This is a genomic window from Brevundimonas sp., from assembly GCF_035626975.1.
Classification (GTDB): domain Bacteria; phylum Pseudomonadota; class Alphaproteobacteria; order Caulobacterales; family Caulobacteraceae; genus Brevundimonas.
Genome location: NZ_DASPMQ010000038.1, coordinates 56,793 through 76,549, shown reverse-complemented (window position 1 = coordinate 76,549; position 19,757 = coordinate 56,793). Strand labels below are relative to the sequence as shown.

Here is a 19,757-nt window from a genome sequence, read left to right as displayed (position 1 = left end):
GAACCGGTAGCCCAGCCGGGCGAAGCCGGCCCAGCTGTCGTCGACCTCCAGATCGAAACCATAGGAGGTCTCGGCCTCGGCCGTGTGGTAGCCGACGTCAATCGCGCCGTACCAGCCGTTCGGATCGGCGGCCGCAGCGCCGGCTGCGAACAGCCCCGCCATCGCGACGCCGGCTAATAGCTTCACCTTCATGATATCCCTCACACTCAAGGTTGCCCGAATGCCCACGCTTTACACGGGACGCTCCGGAGCCGAACGGCAATGTACGGTTCCGGTTCCTTGTTTTCGCTCGGAATGCGGCGACTGTGGCGCCATTCCAACACATTTCCGCGGGGCTGTGCCGGGGCGGGACGCCTGCTAGGAGACTCTCGCATCAAGGGAGCAGACGGATGGCGATGAGGTTCGACGGCCGCGTGGCGATCGTGACGGGGGCCGGCGGGGGGCTGGGACGCGAACACGCCCTGGCCCTGGCGAAGCGCGGCGCGCGAGTGGTGGTCAACGATCTGGGCGGGGCCCGGGACGGGTCCGGCGGGTCCGCGACGGCCGCAGAGAGCGTGGTGGCCGAGATCGAGGCCGCCGGCGGCGAGGCCATGGCCAACGCCGCCTCGGTCACCGACCCCGCCGCCGTTCAGGCCATGGTCGACGCCGCGATGGCGCGCTGGGGCCGGATCGACATTCTGGTGAACAACGCTGGCGTGCTGCGCGACAAGACCTTCGCCAAGATGGCGCTGGAGGATTTCCGCTTCGTCGTCGACGTTCACCTGATGGGCGCGGTCAACTGCACCAAGGCCGTCTGGGACCACATGCGCGAGGCGAACTACGGCCGCATCGTGATGACGACCTCGTCGTCGGGCCTCTTCGGCAATTTCGGCCAGTCCAACTATGGCGCGGCCAAGATGGCCCTGGTCGGCCTGATGCAGACGCTGTCGATCGAGGGCGCGAAGAACGACATCCGGGTCAACTGCCTGTCTCCGACCGCCCACACCCGCATGACCGAGGACCTCGGCGCGCGCCTGCCGCTGGACCTGCTGGGGCCAGAGATGGTCACTCCCGGCCTTCTGTACCTGGTCAGCGAGGACGCGCCGAGTCGTTGCATCCTGGCCGCCGGGGCCGGCGGCTTCGAGCGGGCCTATGTGACGCTGACGCAGGGCGCGTGGATCGCCGGCGAGGACGCGCCGGAACAGGTCGCGGCCCGGTTCGCCGGGATTTCCGACCGGACCGGCGAGATCGTGCCGGAAATGGGCGCGGCCCAGGGGTTCATCGAACTGACCAAGGCGCAGGCGGCGCACAAGGGCTGACATCTTGCGTTGACGTGGCGGCAGGCGGCTAACCTGTCTCCGAGGATCTGGAGAACTCCCATGCGTGAAGCCGTCATTGTGTCCACCGCCCGGACCCCGATCGGGCGGGCCTACCGCGGGGCCTTCAACGACACCCAGGCCCAGCAGCTGGGCGGTCACGCCATCCGGCACGCTGTGGCGCGGTCGGGCGTCGACCCGGCCGAGATCGAGGACGTGGTCATGGGCGCGGCACTGCAGCAGGGCTCGACCGGCACCAACATCGGGCGGCAGGCGGCGCTGGCCGCCGGCCTGCCGGTGACCACCGCTGGCATGAGCGTCGACCGGCAATGCGCCTCCGGCCTGATGGCCATCGCCACGGCGGCGAAACAGGTCACTCACGATGGACAGGTCGTCGCCGTCGGCGGCGGGCTGGAGTCGATCTCGCTGGTGCAGAACCAGAACATGAACCTGTACCGGCTGCGCGATCCCGACCTGATCAGGCTGCAGCCCCACATCTATATGTCGATGCTCGAGACGGCCGAGGTCGTCGCCGCCCGCTACGGCATCAGCCGCGAGGCCCAGGACGAATACGCCCTGCGGTCCCAGCAGCGCACCGCGGAGGCGCAGGCCGCCGGCCGGCTGAACGCCGAGATCGCCCCCATGACCACCACCATGCTGGTCACGGACAAGGCCACCGGCCAGACCTCGCCGAAGGAGATCACCCTCTCGATGGACGAGGGCAATCGCCCCGACACCACCCTGGAAGGCCTGTCGTCTCTCAAGCCGGTGTTCGGCGGCGGAGAGGAGATCGAACAGGGGCGCTGCATCACCGCCGGCAACGCCTCGCAGTTGTCGGACGGGGCCTCGGCCAGTGTGATCATGGAGGCGAAGGAGGCCGAACGCCGCGGGCTCCAGCCGCTCGGGGCGTATCGCGGCATGGCGGTGGCGGGCTGCGAGCCGGACGAGATGGGCATTGGCCCGGTCTTCGCCGTGCCCCGCCTGCTGGAGCGCCACGGCCTGACCGTCGACGACATTGGCCTGTGGGAGCTCAACGAGGCCTTCGCCGTGCAGGTGCTCTACTGCCGTGACCGGCTCGGCATCCCCGACGAGCGCCTGAATGTCTCCGGCGGCGCCATTTCGATCGGCCACCCCTACGGCATGTCGGGGGCCCGGATGACCGGCCACGTCCTGATCGAAGGCAAGCGGCGCGGCGCCAGATACGGCGTCGTCACCATGTGCATCGGCGGAGGGATGGGAGCCGCCGGCCTGTTCGAGATCTACTGAGGGCCGGCCCTGTTGCGGGGGCGGGATTCGTCGCAGCCCCGGGCCTTCCGCTCCGCTTCCCGGGCCGCGTACCAGCGCGCCCGCAGCACCGCAGGCCGTCCGGGGTAGCGATCCTCCAGGAATTCCGCGTCGATCACCCGGTCCGTCCGGAAGGTGCGAAAATCGCCGCGCATCTCGCACCAGCCGACCAGCAGCCGCGTGGTCTCGCGATAGCCGATCAGGAACGGCCAGATGACCCGCCGGCTCTCGCGCTCCTGTTCGTCGCGGTAGTGCAGCTCCAGCTTGCGGCCGGCGTGAATCCACGCCCGCACCCGCGACATGTCCAGCGTCTCCGGTTTGACGTCCCAGACGGGCGGACTGGCCACGGCCGGCTCCAGCACCACCGGTCTCAGATGCTCGGGCACGGTGACGGCGATCTTGGCGACCAGATCGCGCGCCGCCCGCGCCAGCGCCGGATCGCCCCGGCCCGCCACCCATTGCGCGCCGAGCACCGCCGCCTCGATCTCGTCCGAGGTCAGCATCAGCGGCGGCAGGTCGAAACCGCCCTCCAGCACATAGCCCAGCCCGGCCTCACCCCGGATCGGCACCCGCTGGCCCATCAGGGTGGCGATGTCGCGGTATATCGTCCGCTTCGAGGTCTCCAGTTCCGCCGCGATGGCGTCGGCCGTCAGCGGCTTCGAAGAGCGCCGCAGCACCTGGATGATCTGGAACAGTCGGTCAGCGCGTCTCATTCCTCCACCCTGCACCGCCGCTGCTGACAGCATGGTGGCAGCAGGGTGGCAGTAGTCAATGCAGGTCGGCGGCGAGGGCCGCCTGTCCCCCGCGCTCAAGCAGCGAGCGACCGCGTCGCGAGCGATATAGCGCACAAAGGAGATCAACATGCTGACCCTGTTCCACGCCCCCTGGTCCCGGTCCTCGCGGCTGGTCTGGCTGCTCGAGGAGACCGGCGCGCCCTACGACATCTGCTATTGCGACATCGCCCGCAGCGACGGGACCGGCGCCCGCGATCCGCGCAATCCGCACCCGGACGGCAAGGTCCCGGCCCTGCTGCACGACGACGTGCTGGTGACCGAATCCGCCGCCGTGGCGCTGTATCTGACGGACCTCTTCCCCGAGGCCGGTCTGGGCGCGCCCGTCGGCTCGCCGGAGCGAGGCGCCTACCTGACCTGGCTGGCCTGGATCGCCGGCGAGATGGAGCCGGCCTTCTGGGCGAAGATCAGCGGCGCGACCGAAGGGGACGCCAACGCCCAGGCCCGCTACGACGCCGTGATCGCCCGCCTGTTCGGCGCGCTGGAGCGTGGGCCGTATCTGATGGGCCAGCGGTTCACCGCCGTGGATGTCATGGCCGGCAGCGCCCTGGCCTGGGCCCGGGACTATTCCCCGGCCAGCGCGGCGCTGGACGCCTGGCTGGAGCGGATCCTCGAGCGGCCCGCCAACGCCATGGCGACCGCCAGGGACAGCACGCCGCCGGTGCTGGCGCAGGTGGCCTGAGGCCGGTCAGGCTGCGTGGGCGGCGGTCTCGGCGTCGCCGCCCACCGGCCGCTTGATGGCCCGCAGGCTGGCCACGAAGTCGTCCCGCCAAACGCCGACGTCGGTGTCGCGCACCACCTCCATCAGGCATTCCCATTTCCGCTTCCGCTCGGCCAGCGGCATGGTCAGGGCCCGCTTGATGGCGTCGGACAGTTCCTCGCGGCTGAACGGATTGACCAGCAGCGCCTCGCCCATCTGCTCCGCCGCCCCGGCGAAGCGCGACAGCACGAGCACGCCCGGGTCGTCAGGATTCTGCGCCGCCACATACTCCTTGGCGACCAGGTTCATGCCGTCGCGCAAGGGCGTCACGAGCCCGACCCTGGCGGCGCGATAGATGCCGGCCAGCTGGTCGCGGCGATAGGTGCGGTTCAGATAGCGGATCGGCTGCCAGTCCATCTCGGCGTATTCGCCGTTGATGCGGCCGGCGAGGGCGTCCAGCCGCCCGCGAATGTCCTGGTAGGTGTCGACCTCGTCTCTCGAAATCGGCGTGACCTGCAGCAGCAGGACCTCGGACCGCATGTCCGGATTGGTCTCCAGGAAATGCTCGTAGCCGAGCAGCCGTTCTTCCAGTCCCTTGGAATAGTCCAGCCGGTCGACGCCGACGATCAGGGACCGGAAGGCCGCCGACGCCGCCATCCGGTCGTAGGTCCGGGCGCCCTGGGCCGAATTCCGCGCGGCGACGAAGCCGGCGACATCGATGCCGATCGGGAAGACGCCGGTGTGCACGGTCTTGCCGAAGGCCTCCAGGGCGTCGAGCGGCAGGAGCTTGCCGTTGACGCTGGGCTCCGACGCCACATAGTCGCGGAACAGGTCCAGCCACTCGCGGGTCTGGAAGCCGATCAGGTCGTAGTCGAACATCGTCTCCACCAGCCGCCGGTGGTGGGGCAGGGTGACCAGCAGCTGCCGCACGGGCCAGGGGGTGTGCAGGAAGAAGCCGATGCGGTTCTTCACCCCCAGCCGCCTCAGATCCCGGGCCATCGGGATCATGTGGTAGTCGTGGACCCAGACGACGTCGTCCGGCTGGAGCAGCGGGGCCAGCACCTCGGCGAAGCGGGCGTTGGTCCGCTCATAGCCCTCGCCGTAGGACCGCTCGTAGGCGGTCAGGTCGACGCGGTGGTGGAACAGGGGCCACAGCGTCTTGTTGGCGTAGCCGTTGTAATATTCGTCGACGTCCTGGGCCTCCAGGTCGACCAGGGCGACCGTGACGCCCGCCCGGTCCTCGAACTTGGCCTCGGGAACGAAGGTCTCGACCGTCTCGCCCGACCAGCCGAACCACAGGCCGTCGTACTTCCGCAGCGCCGCCGACAGCGCCATGGCCAGCCCGCCCGCAGACCCGGCGGCAGGGTCCTTCGGCGCGGAAACACGATTGGAAACAACGATCAAACGGCTCATGGCGCTGAAACGCCCCCAGCCGTTTCCGGGTCCCAACGCGATTCCGTGAACGGGTTCATCGGGCGTCCGTCCACGAACGGCTCAGCAGGACGGCACAGTTGATGATGCCGACCAGAGAATAGGTCTGCGGATAGTTGCCCCACAGCTCGTTGTCGCCCAGCGAGATGTCTTCCGACAGCAGGCCCGCATGGGTGCGCCGGCTCAGCATCTCTTCGAAGATCGCCCGCGCCTCCGCGGTGCGGCCGTTCAGGTGCAGCGCCTCGATAAACCAGAAGGTGCAGAAGTTGAACGCCGTCTCCGGCTCGCCGAAATCGTCCGCCTCGACGTAGCGGAACAGGTAGGGGCCCTTCTTCAGGTCGCGCTCTATGGCCTCGAAGGTCTTGACCTGGCGCGGGTCCAGCGGATCGAGGAAGCCCAGGTCGGTCAGCTGCAGGAGGGAGGCGTCCAGCTCGCGGTTGCCGAAGCTGGCGGCGAAGCGGCCCTCCTCGGGCATGAAGGCCTCGGTCTCGATCCGCTCCCGGATGATCTGCGCCCGTTCCCGCCACACCCGTTCGCGCGAATCCAGACCCAGATGGGCCGCGGCCTTGGCGAGGCGGTCGCACGCCGCCCAGCACATCACCGAGGAATAGGTGTGCACCCGGGCGATGGTGCGGAACTCCCACAGGCCGGCGTCGGTCTGGTCGTGCATGGCGAAGGCGCGCTCGCCGACCTTCTCCAGCGCATAGAAGTCGTCGATGGTGCCGGGCCGCAGCAGCCGCAGGTCGTAGAAGGTCTGGACCAGCGGCAGGACGATCTGTCCGTACACGTCGTGCTGCAGGTGCTCGTGCGCCTGGTTGCCGATGCGCACCGGCTTCATGCCGCGATAGCCCTCGACGGTCTCGACGATCCGCTCTCCGATGCCCGGCTCCAGCCCCACGCCGTAGACCGGCTGGACATGTCCCCCGGCCGAGTTGTCGACGAGGTTGCGCAGGTAGCCGAGGTAGTTCTCGAGGATATCCACCGCGCCCAGCCGGTTCAGGGCCCGCACCACATAATAGGCGTCGCGGATCCAGCAGTAGCGGTAGTCCCAGTTGCGGCCGCTCTCCGGGAACTCGGGCACGGAGGTGGTCAGGGCCGCCACGATCGCCCCGGTTTCCTCATAGGCGCAGAGCTTCAGGGTGATGGCGGCGCGGATCACCGCCTCCTGCCAGTCCAGCGGCAGATACAGGGTGCGGACCCAGTCCTGCCAATAGGCCACGGTGCGGTCCAGCGCGGCCGACATCCCGGGGCCGACGTCCTGATCGTATCCCTCATCCGGGCCCAGGAAGAAGGCGTGCGGCCGTTCCAGCCGGAACACCCGTTCGTTGAGGATGTGCGACACGGGGCAGTCGGTGGTCAGCCGGAAGGTCACGTCGGTGCACAGATAGCGGATATGATTCGAGCCGCTGGTCCGTTCGGCGGGCCGTGCGCCCCAGTCGGCCGAGGGGCGCAACCGGATCTTGATGCGCGGCGCCCCGTCCAGCGGCCGCACGACGCGGGCGAAGGCCAGAGGCCGGTAAGTGCGGCTGTGCTTGGGATGGCGCGGTGCGAAGTCGATGATCTCGACCGCGGCGCCGTCTTCCGCGGTCAGCACGGTCCTGAGCACCGGCGTATTGCGGATATAGGCCTGCGAGACGTGCTTCAGCCCTTCCAGCTCGATGTCCCAGAAGCCGTGAGCGGGGTCGGTCCCGTCCATCAGGGCCGAGAACACCGGATCGCCGTCCACCCGCGGCGCGCAGGCCCAGACATAACGGCCGTTGCGGTCGATCAGGGCGCTGATCGAACAGTTGCCGATCGGCGCGAGGTCCAGGTTCGGGGTCATGCGCTCTCCTCGACGGCGTTCAGCCAGGCCAGCACGGCGTCCACGTCGGCCAGTCCGTGACGGGCGGCGGTCTGGCGGGGCGGGCCGACCAGAACGCCGAATCCGCCCAGGGCCTCGGCGGCCCTGAAGCCGTCCTCGTCGGTCAGGTCGTCGCCCAGCATCACCGGAACGGCGCCGGCGAAGGGAGGCTCCTGCATGAAGGCGGTCAGCGCCGTGCCCTTGCTGGTTCCCGGCGTTTTCAGCTCCACGACGAGGTTGCCGGTCTGCAGGGACAGCCCTGTCTCGCCGGCCAGCCGCCCGGCCAGCGCCAGGGCCGCCTCCGCCTCCGCCGGCGCGCCGCGGTAGTGCAATCCAGCCGACACCGCCTTGTCCTCCACGATGACCCCGGGCCGGGTGCGGGCGAAGCTCTCAAAGGCGGCCACGGCGTCCCGGACGGCCGGCGCGGCCTCGGCCCGATGCAGGGACCCGTCGGCGCCGCGCCGCTCGAGCCCGTGCACGCCGGACGCCGAGGCCGCGCTGGCCTCGGCGATGCGGTCGATCTCGGCGATGGTCCGGCCGCTGATGATGGCGACGCGACCCCTCAGCCGGTCCGCCACCGCTCGCAGGGTCGCCGTCCGTTCCGGATGGGGCACGACGGCGTCCGGCGTGTCCGCCAGCGGAGCCAGCACCCCGTCCATGTCGAGGAATAGGGCGGTCGGACGGGGCAGGCGGGCCGGCGGCGGCGGCAGATGCGAAACGGCCTCGACCGGCGCGGAGGCGCCGTCGGTGATCGGGTGTGAAGTCCGCATGGTCTCTCTAACGCGGTCCTCCGGCAAAGGTTGACCCCGAACGCGCAATTTCTCGCATTGCAGCAAGCTCCCGGACGGCGGCGGGCGATTGTGAATTTCCGTCCGATGCGCCACATCGCGGGGATGACCGACGCCGCCAGACCCGTCCTGTCCGCTGATCCCGCCGCGATGACGGCGCGGGCCCGCGAGGTCATCCGCCTGAATATAGAGGCGCTGCAGGCGCTGGAGGCGGGCCTCGACGACAGCCTCGCCCGGGCCTGCGAGATCATCCTGTCCCGCCCCGGCTACCTGGTCGTCACCGGCATGGGCAAGTCGGGCCATATCGGCGGCAAGATCGCCGCCACCCTTGCCTCGACCGGAACCAATTCCTTCTTCGTGCACCCGGCCGAGATGAGTCACGGCGATCTGGGCATGCTGCGCAAGGACGTGACCTTGCTGGCCATCTCCAACTCGGGCGAGAGCCGCGAACTGCGCGACCCGCTGATCTACTGCCAGCGCGAGGGCATTCCGGTCATCGGCCTGACCCAGCGGCCCAACAGCTTTCTCGGCCGCTCGTCCGCCGTCTGCCTGACCATGCCGCAGGTGGCCGAGGCCTGCCCCAACGGCTTGGCGCCGACCACCTCGACCCTGATGACCCTCGCGCTGGGCGACGCCCTGGCCATGGTGCTGATGGATCGGCGCGGCTTCACCGCCGAGGCCTTCGGCCTGCATCATCCCGGCGGCAAGCTGGGCATGAGCCTGCAAAGCGTGCGCGACTGGATGGGCGACCGTCCGCCGGCGCCCGCCACCGTGCCGCTGACCGCGACGTTCGCCGAGGTGGTCTCGGCCATCACCGAAGGCCGCAAGGGCGCCGCCGCTGTTCTGAACGGCGACGGGACCCTGGCCGGGATCGTCACCGACGGCGACGTTCGCCGGGCCTTCTCGCGCGATCTGACCGGCCTGACCGCCGCCGACGTGATGAGCCCGCGCCCCAAGGTCATCGGCCCGGACGCGCGCATGAGCGACGCCATCGACCTGATGACCCAGAACCGCATCGCCACCCTGCTGGTGGTCGAGGACGAGCGGCCGCTCGCGATCGTCCACATCGCCGAACTGATGCAGGCGGGGTACGTGAGCTGAGCCTTGGGGTGTGGGTGCGGGGTGCGGGAGGCTAAACCCTGAACCCCACACCCCACACCCCGCCTCAGTAGGCCGTCCGCCCGTCGATGTTCCCCGGCGGCGCATAGCGGCAGGCCAGTACGGAGCGGTCCCCGCGCGTCTCGACCGCGCAGCCGACATGGGTCGTGTCGCGCCAGATCAGCTGGGTGTAGTGGCCGACGGCGTTCCAGTCGCCGGTGCGGCTGACGTCCGGGAATACGCCGTGGCGGTAGTCCGCCTTCTCGGCGATCCACTCCCCGATCATCTCCTCCGGCGTCCAGACGCGCCCGCCCCAGCCGGTCCACAGGTTCTCGCCATGGCCGTGCAGGGCCGGGTCGTGGGCGAAGCGGTCGCTGGCGATCAGCTGCCGCGCCCATGCCCGCGCCTCGGCCTCCAGCGAGTCCGCCCAGCGCAGCGGCGGCGTGCCGGCCCGGGCCCGTTCGACGTTGTGCGCGGCCAGCAGGCGGGTCTCGATCTCGGTCGAAGGCGCGGTCGAGCGCGGCGGCGGGACAGGTTGGACCGTCCGCGCCTGCGGCGGCGGGGATGTCGGAAACGGCGGCGGGGCGGCGGCGCAGGCCGCCGCCCCGACCGTCACGGCGAGGGCGGCCAGCCAGGCGGCCGGTCCTTGGGTCGACATGCGCGGGCTCAGCGTGTGCGGGCGCCGTCGCCGAACGGCTGGTCGGCCCGGGCGCTCTCCACGTCGTCGCCCTCCATGGTCCGGGTCTCGGCGGGTTTGCCGGCCTGGAACTCCTCCATGGCGGTCGCCTTGCGGGCGCGCATCTGGTCGGCCAGCAGGTCCATGTCGAGGCCGGCGGCCCGGGCCTGGCTGAACATGCCCTCCGAGCGCTTCTCCTCCTCCTCGACGTGGTGCTCGATCATCTCCGACAGCACCTTGACCTTGGCGTCGTAGAAATCCTCCTCCGGGCCCCCGGCCTCGATCTCGTTGATCAGCTGTTTGGCGCTGTCGTGCTCGACATAGGCCTCGTTCAGCAGGTCCTCCTCGATCTGGCCGCGGCAGGCCGGATAGAAGATCTCCTCCTCGATGACCGTGTGCACCTTAAGCTCGAGACAGGCCTGTTCGGCCAACGCCTGTTTACGCGACTTGGAGGTCGCCTTCTCGAACTGCTCGAAGATCTCCTCCACCTTGCGGTGGTCGGCCTTCAGCATCGCGATCGCGTCCATCTCTTCGTAGGTCTGGGCCATGATATCCTCCTGCCAGTGGGTGGGTCTGGCGGCTTAAGGCGCGGACAAGTCGGGCGTTCCCGCGGCGAAGCTAGCTGAGAGTCGTTCGCGGGATTCGGGGGCATCGGGTGTCCGCTCGCGGACACGATGGGCCGTTTTCGCGGGTTCCGCGTTGACTGTGTCGCCCGTTCCGGAGCCGCATCATGATCGATCACATCGGCCTCGACGTTTCCGACATCGTCCGCTCCCGCGCCTTCTACAGGAAGGCCCTCGAGCCGCTGGGCTACCGCATCATCCAGGAGATTCAGCCGGCGCCGGAGCGGCCGCCCACCGTGGTGATGTTCGGCGTCGGCGACGAGCCCGACTTCGTCATCGCGAAGGACAAGCCGCCGGGGCCTGGTAATCACGTGGCCTTCCGCGCCGAGACCCGCGCCCAGGTCGACGCATTCCACGCCGCCGCCCTCCAGGCGGGTGGACGTGACAACGGCGGGCCGGGCATTCGCCGACGCTACAGCCCGACCTATTACGCCGCCTTCGTGTTCGACCCGGACGGCTTCAACATCGAGGCGGTCTGCCACGCGGCCGGGTGACGCGACCGATTCTGACGCAGGCGTGGGCTACGATGTCCGGGTCGGCCGTCGCCGCGAAAAGGGAGGCGAAGTAGACGGGGTAGACGAGATCGACCGTCTACCCGTTCTCGAACAGTCTACCCGGGTTCATGGCTGCGGCCAAATTACTTGACGTTGACGTAAACGTAGGGTTTGTGGCGGGCACGCTTGAATCCGTCCTTATTGGAGACCGACTCCCATGGCCGACGCCTACATCTACGACGCGGTCCGCACCCCGCGCGGCAAGGGCAAGAAGGACGGTTCGCTGCACGAGATCACCGGTCTCAGCCTGGCCACCCAGGTGCTGGAGGCCCTGCGCGACCGCAACGACCTCGACACCTCGAGGGTCGACGACGTCATCCTCGGCTGCGTCACGCCCATCGGCGAGCTCGGCGCCGACATCGCCCGCACGGCCGTGCTGTCGGCCGGCTGGGCCCAGACCACCGCCGGCGTCCAGATCAACCGCTTCTGCGCCTCGGGCCTCGAGGCGGTGAACATGGCCGCGGCCAAGGTCAAATCCGGCGAGGCCGACTTCGCCGTCGGCGGCGGCATCGAGGCCATGAGCCGGGTGCCGATGGGCTCGGACGGCGGGGCGTGGCCGGTCGACCCGTCCTCGGCCTTCCCGACCTATTTCGTGCCCCAGGGCGTCTCGGCCGACATGATCGCCACCAAGTACGGCTTCAGCCGCGACGACGTCGACGCCTACTCCATGGAAAGCCACAAGCGCGCCGCCGCCGCCTGGGCCGACGGCCGCTTCTCGAAGTCGGTCATCCCGGTCAGGAACCAGCTCGGCCTCGTCCAGCTGGACCGGGACGAGACCATCCGCCCCAACACCGACATGCAGACCCTCGGCGCCCTGAACCCGTCCTTCGCCATGATGGGCGAGATGGCTTTCGACAGTGTGATCAACCAGCGCTACCCCGAGGTCGAGCGGGTCAACCACGTCCACACCCCCGGCAACTCCTCGGGCATCGTCGACGGCTCGGCCGGCGTGCTGATCGGCACGCTTGAGGCCGGTGAGGCCCTCGGCCTCAAGCCCCGCGCCCGCATCGTCGGCGCCGCCTCGATCGGCTCCGAGCCCTCGATCATGCTGACCGGCCCCGAGTTCGTGACGAAGAAACTGCTCGGCAAGCTGGGCATGACCACCGCGGACATCGACGTCTGGGAGCTCAACGAGGCCTTCGCGGCCGTGGTGCTGCGCTACATGCAGGCGCTCGACATTCCGCACGACAAGATGAACGTCAACGGCGGCGGCATCTCCATGGGCCACCCGCTCGGCGCCACCGGCGCCATGATCACCGGCATCGCGCTGGACGAGCTCGAGCGGTCGAACAAGTCCACCGCCCTGATCACCCTGTGCATCGGCGGCGGCATGGGCACCGCCACCGTCATCGAACGCGTCTGACAAGGCCGGTGACGACGGCGCTCACCTTCGACCCGGAGCTGGCCTATCCCAGCTACGACAGACCGTTCCTCGAAAGCTGGAACGGCCGGTTTGAAGCCGTGTTCGTGGCCCTGCATCCCTTCTTCCGAATGCCCGATGTCGATCCGGTCAAGGACGGCTACTTCACCACGCCGTTCGCCACATCAACCGTCGGGAAGGACGCATTCGAAGAGGCCGAGCGGGAGCGCGGCCCGAAAACGACTGAATTTCTCAAGCGCGGGACCGGCGGAACCCGGCTCCTCGCAAGCATCGGATATCCCGAGGACGGTTGGGAGACGGCCCAACGGATCACCTGGGCCGAGGTGGCGGATCAGTCCGGCCTTGGCTCGCGCGAGGAGGTCGGCACGGCCCTGCTTGCCCTGATCGGGGCCTTGCGGGAGCCGCACCCGGAAAAGGTGGCGGCGCTCGTCCGATACTGCGAGCAGACCCGGACCTTCCCGCCCGCCGAAGGCCGTTTCGAAGAACTCCACTTGAGACCCTTCCTCGATCTGCTCGGTCGAGCCGGCTCGTCGGCCGTGCTGTTCCAGGAAGAGTTCGACAACGAGCCGGTGTTGAGCCTGACATTCGCGGAGGCCGCCGACCGACCGTGGCGCGGCAGCCTCTACAGCCCCGACAAGTCCGTCCTGATCGTGGTGGATTGGGACAGTTACTTCACCCTCGTCGCCGGAAACCGCGAGCTGCTCGAGCCCTGGATCAGGGATCACGCCGTCGATGGTTTCTTTGCGGACGAAACGACCACTCATCACTGGTGGGCCGGTCCCGCCAACCTGAACTGACGACGACGGAGAATCGCCATGGAAAACTTCAAGATCGACGTCGACGCCGACGGCATCGCCCTGATCACCTTCGACGTCCCCGGACGGTCGATGAACACCCTGACCTCGGGCGTGATGGCCGAGATCCCCGAGTGGGTCGAGCGGGTGAAGACCGACGACGCCATCAAGGGCGCGGTGCTGACCTCGGGCAAGGCCAGCGGCTTCTGCGCCGGCGCCGACCTGGGCGACATGGCCTCGGGCATGCTGGGCGGGACCGACCTGCAGGCGGCCTATGATGCGGGCTGGCGACTGAACGGGGCCCTGCGCGCGCTGGAGACCTGCGGCAAGCCGGTGGCCGCCGCGATCAACGGCCTCGCCCTCGGCGGCGGTCTCGAGCTGACGCTGGCCTGCCACTACCGGGTCGTCGGCGACGACAACAAGATCCAGCTCGGCCTGCCCGAGATCAAGGTCGGGCTGTTCCCCGGCGGCGGCGGCACCCAGCGCCTGACCCGCCTGATCGGCGTGCAGGCGGCGATGATGGCCATGACCGAGGGCAAGTCCTTCCGCCCGAACGACGCCAAGGGCGCCGGCATCGTCCATGAGGTCGTGGCCAAGGGGTCCGAGATCGAGGCCGCGAAAGCGTGGATCAAGGGCGGCGGCAAGGCCGTGCAGCCGTGGGACGACAAATCCTTCAAGCTTCCCGGCGGCGGACCCTACCACCCGGCCGGCATCCAGAATTTCCTCGTCGGCAACGCCATGCTGCGCAAGCAGTCCTACGGCAACTATCCGGCCGTGCTGAACCTGATGAAGGCGGTCTATGAAGGCACGCAGGTGCCGATGGACGCCGCCCTGCGCATCGAGACCCGCTACTTCATCAAGACCCTGATGACCCCGCAGGCCCAGGGCATGATCCGCAGCCTGTTCCTGTCCAAGCAGGAGCTCGACAAGGGCGCCGTCCGCCCGGCCGGCGTGCCGAAGTCCGACCCGAAGAAAGTCACCGTCATCGGCGCCGGCATGATGGGCGCGGGCATTGCCTATGTGCAGGCCATGGCCGGCATCGAGACCATCCTGATCGACCAGACCCAGGAAGCCGCCGACAAGGGCAAGGCCCACGTCGAGGAACTGCTCAAGAAGCGCCTGTCGCGAGGCCAGCTGACCCAGGACAAGTACGACGCCCTGCTCGGATCCGTCACCGCCACGACCGACTACGATCTGATCAAGGGCTCCGATCTGGTCATCGAGGCGGTGTTCGAGAACCGCGAGATCAAGGCCGAGGTGACGAAGCGGGCCGAGGCCCAGCTGGCCCCCGGCGCGGTGTTCGGCTCCAATACCTCGACCCTGCCGATCACCGGTCTGGCCGAGGCCAGCGTGCGACCCGAGGACTTCATCGGCGTCCACTTCTTCTCGCCCGTCGACAAGATGATGCTGGTCGAGATCATCCTGGGAGAGAAGACGGGTGAGCAGGCCATCGCGAGGTCGCTGGACTATGTGATGAAGATCAAGAAGACCCCGATCGTCGTCAACGACGGCCGCGGCTTCTACACCTCGCGCTGCTTCGGCACCTATGTCGCCGAGGGTCTGGCCATGCTGGAGGAGGGTTACGCCCCCGCCCTGATCGACAACATCGGCCGCATGACCGGCATGCCGCGCGGCCCGCTGGAAATGCACGACGACGTGGCGCTGGACCTGTCGGTCAAGATCGCCAAACAGACGAAGGCCGACCTCGGCGACGCTTATGAGCCGCTGCCCGGCTGGAAGATTGTCCAGACTATGGTCGAGGACCTCGGCCGCTACGGCCGCAAGAACGGCAAGGGCTTCTACGACTACGACAGCAAGCCGAAAACGCTGTGGTCGGGCCTTGCCGAACTGGCCCCGGTCAAGATCAACGATTCGACGCCGGAGCTGGTCGAGGACCAGAAGCAGCGCCTGCTCTACCGTCAGGCCGTCGAGGTGGCGCGCTGCTGGGAAGAGGGCGTCATCGACGACCCGCGCGAGGCCGACGTCGGCGCCATCCTGGCCTGGGGCTTCGCGCCCTGGACCGGCGGCCCGATCACCCTGATCGACCAGACCGGGCTGAAAGCCTTTGTGGCCAAGGCCGACGACTACGCCGCCCGCTACGGTGACCGCTTCAAGGTCCCGCAGCTGCTGCGCGACATGGCCGCGAAGGGCGAGACCTTCTACGGAAACTTCGCCGGCAGGCAGAAGGCGGCGGCCTAGAGGTTCACCACCTCGAAGCCGTCCTCGGCCTGCAGCCGCTCGGCCAGGGCCGCGCGGTGGCAGCCGGCGTGGTCGGCCTCGAAGCACAGCAGGGCCGTCTTCTTCTGCTTCGCCAGGTCGCGCAGCTGCTCGAACGCCATCTGCGATGGCGGCTCGCGCATGTGTTCGGCGAAGATCTCGCGCATCTCGCCGATCCGCCCCTTGCGCGCCGCGTCGCGGCCCGCCTTGGGCGTGCCCAGCGGGCGCAGGTGGACATAGTCGATGCCCGCCTCGTGCAGGCTGGCGCCGAGCACCGTCTTGGAGAAGCCGGCGCGCCGCGACGCCGCCACCGCCCGCACGTCGGCGACCACCTCGACGCCGGCGGCCTTGAGCCGGTCGATCACCGCCGCCTGCGGCTCGCCCTCATAGCCGATGGTGAACAGCCTCATTTTCCGCTCCTCCCAGCACAGACCCCTTCTTCCCGATCGAAAGCTTGACGGAGCGCCCGTGCTAAGGCGAGTCCGAAGTCCGCCAGACTCGGGAACCGTCATATGCGCCGCACTCTTCTTCTCGCCCTGCTCCTCGCCGGGGCGGCCACCACCGCGCAGGCGCAATCCCTGATCATCCACGGAGGCCCGATCTACACGGGCGTGGACGGCGCCCCACCGGCCGGGCAAGTCATCGTGACCGACGGGCGGATCAGCTATGTTGGGCCCGCCAAGGATATGATCGTCGGATCCGGGACCACCGTGATAAATCTGAGGGGCGCCGCCCTGTTCCCCGGCTTCACCGACGGCCACGCGCATCTTGACGGCATCGGCTGGCGCGAACTGACCCTGAACCTCGAAGGCTCGACCTCTGTCGCCGAGGCCATGGCGCGGCTGTCGGCCTGGGCCGTCGCTCACCCGGAAGGACCGATCGTCGGGCGCGGCTGGATCGAGACCCACTGGCCCGAGGCGCGGTTCCTGACCGCCGCCGATCTCGACGCCGCCGCTCCCGGCCGGGTGGTGCTGCTGGGCCGCGCCGACGGCCATGCGGTGGTCGCCTCCAGCGCCGCCCTCGCCGCCGCCGGAATCACCGCTGACACCGCAGCCCCCTCGGGCGGCGAAATCCTCAAGGACGAGAGCGGACAACCCACCGGCCTGCTCGTCGACGCCGCGGAACAGCTGGTCTCGGGCCTGATGCCGCAGGCCGACCCCGCCGCCCTGCGCGAGGCCTACCGCGCCGGCTTCCGGGTCGAGGCGCAGTACGGCTGGACGGGCGTCCACTTCATGAGCGCGCCGTGGAAGGACATCCCCCTGCTCGAGGCCATGGCCGAGGCCGGCGAGGCGCCCTTGCGGATCTACAACAGCATCACCCCCGACGGCGCGGCCGCGCTGATCGCCGGCGGGCCGCGCAGCGTCGCCGACAGCCGGATCATCACCCGGGCGATCAAATACTATGCGGACGGCGCCCTGGGCTCACGCGGCGCGGCCCTGTTCGAGCCCTATGCCGACCGCCCCGACACCACGGGCCTGATGCAGATCAGCGAGCAGGAGATCGTGCCGCTGTACCAGGCGGCGCTCAAGGGCGGCATCCAGGTCGCCACCCACGCCATCGGCGACCGCGGCAACGCCTCGGTGCTGGAATGGTACCAGCAGGCGCTGGCCGGCGTGGCTCCGGAGGACAGGCCCAACGGGGCCGACGTGCGCTGGCGGATCGAGCACGCCCAGATCGTCCGACCGTCGGACTACCACTGGTTCGTCGACCTGCCGGTCATCGCCTCGATGCAGCCCAGCCACGCCATCGGCGACCTGCATTTCGCGCCCGCCCGGCTCGGCGACGCCCGGCTGGACGGCGCCTACGCCTGGCATAGCCTGGCCGACCTCGGCGTCATCGTGGTCGGCGGCTCGGACGCGCCGGTCGAGCGGGGCGCGCCGCTGATCGAGTTCTACGCCGCCGTCGCCCGCCGGGACCTCGAGGGCTTCCAGGGCCCCGACTGGCGGCCGCACGAGGCGGTGGACCGCCAGACGGCCCTGAAGATGTTCACCCTCTGGCCGGCCTACGCCAGCTTCCGCGAGGCCGAGCTGGGCACCATCGAGGTCGGCAAGCGGGCCGACTTCACCGCCTTTTCGGTCGACCTGATGACCGCGCCCGTGGCCGACATCCCCAAGGGGCATGCCGTTCTGACGGTGGTCGACGGCGTCGTCGTCTACCGGGCCGACTAGAAGGTCTTGCGGACCCGAACCTGGAAGAACGTCCGGGGGTCGATGTAGCGGTGCTCGACGAAGGCGATCGGCCGCGCTTCGGTCCGGTCGGCGTAGACCGTCCGCTGGACGTCGAAGTCGTTCCAGATGTTGACCTGGGCGCGGATCGACAGGGTCGCGGTCGGCTTGTACTCGGTCCAGGCCTCGAAATAGTTGTGTCCGCGCCAGCCCGAGGTCTGGTCCGGGTCGTAGCTCCACTGGCCGGTCAGAAGCGGAATGTAGGCCGCCCCCCACTGTAGCTTCCAGCGGGTGATATCCTGCTCGAACGAGATCACCGCCTGGCTGGCGCGAACGTTCGAGATGGGCCGGACTTCGCCGGTGGTCGGGTCGGTGACCTCGGTGTGGTTCCAGGTGTTCCGGAGGCGGAACATGCCCCCTGAAACACCCAGTTTGTCGGTGGGCACGGCGATGGTCACGGCCAGCTGATCCAGCGAGCCGTCGCCGATGTTGCCCACCGCCGACAATCCGTCTTCCAGCGGAATGACGTCGATGGCGTCGGTGATCTCGTCGTGGCGCAGGCCGACGCTGACGATGCCGTCGCCCCAGAAGCGGCGCTCATAGATCAGTTCGCTGATCCAGCGCTGCTCCGGCTCGAGGTCGGCGTTGCCGCCCAGCACATTCTCGTCCTCCAGATCGGACGAGGCGGCGAAGTCTTCGAAGTCGAGCTGGCCGACCTCGCGCTCGAAGCGCAGGCGGACCTGATTGTTCGGCATCGGGGTCCAGGTGGCGAGGAAGCGCGGCTTGGCGAAGAAGAAGCTCTTCTCCTGCTCGGCGTCGCCCGACTGGCTGATGGTCGACGTCTCGAGGCGGAGGCCGCCTTCGAGGGTCAGCTGGGGGCGAACGCGCCAGGTGGCCTTGCCGAAAGCCTCGCCGCGGGTCTCCTCGACCTTGACGGAGGCGGAGGGCAGGGGAACGGGGACGCCGCCGACGGTGAAGGCCTGGTCGACCTCCAGCATGTTGTAGGCGACCTCCGCCCCGGTCTCGAACGTCAGGGCGGGCGAGCGTTCGAACCGGACGAGGCCGCGCAGGATGGATTCGGAGGCGTCGCCGGCGCCGGTGAATTTCTGTTCGGGGCTGTCCACGCCGCCGAGCCGGCTGCGCGACGTCGAGATCGATTCGAACGTGTTCCACTCGTGGATCAGGCGGGTTTCCAGGTTCAGGCGCGCGCTCAGCGGCCGGGTGTAGACCGCCCCGACCTCGCCGGCGTCGCCATCGTTGTCGAACAGGCTTTCCCTGCGGACGTCGGTCGCGGTCTGCAGGTTGATCGCGTGGAAGTCGTTGACGCCATACCGGGCGGTCAGGTCGATCTTCCCGCCGAATAGCGGGCCGGCGTAGTTGCCGCGGATCGACTGCCCCCCGCCGAAGCTGTCGTTGTAGTAGTCCTCGCGGCGGATAACGGTCCCACTGGCGTTGGTGCGGACAACCTGGCCCACCCCGTTGGCGTCGCTCGTCGACAGACCGTCGCTGAGGGTGACGCCCCAGGTGCGCTCGCCCTCACGGGCGGTGAACTGGTAGGAGCCATTGAACTGGTCCCGGCCGCCCTCAAAGAAAAAGCCGCTGGCGGTCAGGATGGACTGGCGGGTGTTCTCCGTCTTCAGGATCACGTTCACGACGACCGAATAGCCCTGCATGTCGATGCCGGGGGCGCCGCCGCGGATCAGCTCGATCCGCTCGACCTGGTTGGCCGGGGTGCGCGACAGGACGTTGGAGCCGGTGTCGTTCTTCGAGGCCGGTCGGGCGTTGTTGATCAGGATGTTGCCCACGGCGCCCTCAAAGCCCCGGTTGCCCGAGCCGTCGTTGACGGAGAAGCCCGGCACGCGGGTGACCATGTCGAGCGCGGTGTTGGGGCGCTGGTCGGCGAAGAAGTCGGGGGTGAAGACCAGCACGCCCTGCTGGGCGGCGTCGGTCTGGGGCGCCTGGCTGGTGGGGCCGGTGGGAACCGGAGCCTGGGCGACCTGGGGTTCGGGGCCATCCGAGGCGGTCTGGGCCGCGGCCGCGCCTCCGGTGAGCAGGATGGCGGTCGTGGCCAGCAGGATGGTCTTGGTCATTGCAGGAGTCCCCTCGTCGTGTGACGAAGG

At 69.0% G+C, this 19,757-nt stretch carries 17 protein-coding genes and 1 pseudogene; 9 read left to right on the top strand and 9 right to left on the bottom strand.

The window, feature by feature from the left end; translation table 11 throughout:
• Nucleotides 1-192: pseudogene (locus tag VEB62_RS10095) on the bottom strand (cell envelope biogenesis protein OmpA); the annotation flags it as partial.
• 197 nt (nt 193-389) lie between these two features.
• Between VEB62_RS10095 and VEB62_RS10090 the strand changes: the two are divergent.
• Together VEB62_RS10090 and VEB62_RS10085 are read left to right on the top strand one after the other, a co-directional pair.
• The gene (locus VEB62_RS10090) at nt 390-1,298 is read left to right on the top strand and encodes an SDR family NAD(P)-dependent oxidoreductase (RefSeq protein ID WP_324798838.1); all 909 of its coding nucleotides are present in this window, start codon (nt 390-392) and stop codon (nt 1,296-1,298) included.
• Nucleotides 1,299-1,358: 60 nt separating this feature from the next.
• Nucleotides 1,359-2,561 (top strand): acetyl-CoA C-acyltransferase, encoded by a 1,203-nt coding sequence (locus tag VEB62_RS10085; RefSeq protein WP_324798837.1) that lies wholly within the window; start codon nt 1,359-1,361, stop codon nt 2,559-2,561.
• On the opposite strand, the gene VEB62_RS10080 is transcribed toward VEB62_RS10085, so the two are convergent.
• Nucleotides 2,555-3,292: a helix-turn-helix transcriptional regulator gene (locus tag VEB62_RS10080; RefSeq protein ID WP_324798835.1), complete on the bottom strand. Its 738-nt coding sequence runs from the start codon at nt 3,290-3,292 to the stop codon at nt 2,555-2,557. The genes VEB62_RS10085 and VEB62_RS10080 overlap by 7 nt on opposite strands.
• A gap of 148 nt (nt 3,293-3,440) precedes the next feature.
• Here VEB62_RS10080 and VEB62_RS10075 point away from each other — a divergent pair, with 148 nt between their 5' ends.
• Entirely contained in the window at nt 3,441-4,052 is a 612-nt protein-coding gene (locus VEB62_RS10075) for a glutathione S-transferase family protein (protein WP_324798833.1), read from the top strand.
• A 6-nt stretch (nt 4,053-4,058) separates the two neighbouring features.
• Here VEB62_RS10075 and VEB62_RS10070 read toward each other — a convergent pair whose 3' ends face one another.
• From VEB62_RS10070 to otsB, 3 genes are read right to left on the bottom strand one after another with little or no spacing between them, the layout of a single operon-like run.
• Entirely contained in the window at nt 4,059-5,483 is a 1,425-nt protein-coding gene (locus VEB62_RS10070; protein ID WP_324798830.1) for an alpha,alpha-trehalose-phosphate synthase (UDP-forming), read from the bottom strand.
• A 55-nt stretch (nt 5,484-5,538) separates the two neighbouring features.
• Nucleotides 5,539-7,323 (bottom strand): glycoside hydrolase family 15 protein, encoded by a 1,785-nt coding sequence (locus VEB62_RS10065; protein ID WP_324798827.1) that lies wholly within the window; start codon nt 7,321-7,323, stop codon nt 5,539-5,541.
• Nucleotides 7,320-8,111 (bottom strand): trehalose-phosphatase, encoded by a 792-nt coding sequence (gene otsB / locus VEB62_RS10060; protein ID WP_324798824.1) that lies wholly within the window; start codon nt 8,109-8,111, stop codon nt 7,320-7,322. Before otsB ends, VEB62_RS10065 begins: the two co-directional genes overlap by 4 nt.
• 105 nt (nt 8,112-8,216) lie before the next feature.
• On the opposite strand from otsB, the gene VEB62_RS10055 reads away from it, so the two are divergent.
• A complete protein-coding gene (locus VEB62_RS10055; RefSeq protein WP_324798822.1) occupies nt 8,217-9,230 on the top strand; it encodes a KpsF/GutQ family sugar-phosphate isomerase in 1,014 nt (337 codons plus the stop codon).
• 64 nt (nt 9,231-9,294) lie between these two features.
• Here VEB62_RS10055 and VEB62_RS10050 read toward each other — a convergent pair whose 3' ends face one another.
• Together VEB62_RS10050 and VEB62_RS10045 are read right to left on the bottom strand one after the other, a co-directional pair.
• Entirely contained in the window at nt 9,295-9,885 is a 591-nt protein-coding gene (locus VEB62_RS10050; protein WP_324798819.1) for a CAP domain-containing protein, read from the bottom strand.
• 8 nt (nt 9,886-9,893) lie between these two features.
• Complete coding sequence (locus VEB62_RS10045; RefSeq protein WP_324798816.1) at nt 9,894-10,451, bottom strand: hemerythrin domain-containing protein; 558 nt, start codon at nt 10,449-10,451, stop codon at nt 9,894-9,896.
• Between the two features lie 182 nt (nt 10,452-10,633).
• Here VEB62_RS10045 and VEB62_RS10040 point away from each other — a divergent pair, with 182 nt between their 5' ends.
• The 4 genes from VEB62_RS10040 to VEB62_RS10025 all read left to right on the top strand — a co-directional run bounded on the left by VEB62_RS10040 (nt 10,634) and on the right by VEB62_RS10025 (nt 15,454).
• Nucleotides 10,634-11,020 carry a VOC family protein gene (locus VEB62_RS10040; RefSeq protein ID WP_324798813.1) on the top strand — a complete coding sequence of 129 codons (387 nt, stop codon included), beginning with the start codon at nt 10,634-10,636 and terminating at the stop codon, nt 11,018-11,020.
• Nucleotides 11,021-11,237: 217 nt separating this feature from the next.
• The gene (locus VEB62_RS10035; protein ID WP_324798810.1) at nt 11,238-12,443 is read left to right on the top strand and encodes an acetyl-CoA C-acetyltransferase; all 1,206 of its coding nucleotides are present in this window, start codon (nt 11,238-11,240) and stop codon (nt 12,441-12,443) included.
• Complete coding sequence (locus VEB62_RS10030; RefSeq protein WP_324798807.1) at nt 12,395-13,258, top strand: DUF2711 family protein; 864 nt, start codon at nt 12,395-12,397, stop codon at nt 13,256-13,258. Before VEB62_RS10035 ends, VEB62_RS10030 begins: the two co-directional genes overlap by 49 nt.
• An 18-nt stretch (nt 13,259-13,276) precedes the next feature.
• Nucleotides 13,277-15,454: a 3-hydroxyacyl-CoA dehydrogenase NAD-binding domain-containing protein gene (locus VEB62_RS10025; RefSeq protein WP_324798805.1), complete on the top strand. Its 2,178-nt coding sequence runs from the start codon at nt 13,277-13,279 to the stop codon at nt 15,452-15,454.
• Here VEB62_RS10025 and VEB62_RS10020 read toward each other — a convergent pair.
• Complete coding sequence (locus VEB62_RS10020; RefSeq protein WP_324798802.1) at nt 15,451-15,882, bottom strand: DUF488 domain-containing protein; 432 nt, start codon at nt 15,880-15,882, stop codon at nt 15,451-15,453. The genes VEB62_RS10025 and VEB62_RS10020 overlap by 4 nt on opposite strands.
• Nucleotides 15,883-15,984: 102 nt before the next feature.
• On the opposite strand from VEB62_RS10020, the gene VEB62_RS10015 reads away from it, so the two are divergent.
• Complete coding sequence (locus VEB62_RS10015) at nt 15,985-17,640, top strand: amidohydrolase (protein WP_324798799.1); 1,656 nt, start codon at nt 15,985-15,987, stop codon at nt 17,638-17,640.
• Here VEB62_RS10015 and VEB62_RS10010 read toward each other — a convergent pair.
• Entirely contained in the window at nt 17,637-19,727 is a 2,091-nt protein-coding gene (locus VEB62_RS10010; protein WP_324798796.1) for a TonB-dependent receptor plug domain-containing protein, read from the bottom strand. The two genes, VEB62_RS10015 and VEB62_RS10010, sit on opposite strands and share 4 nt — an antisense overlap.
• Nucleotides 19,728-19,757: the final 30 nt, after the last annotated feature.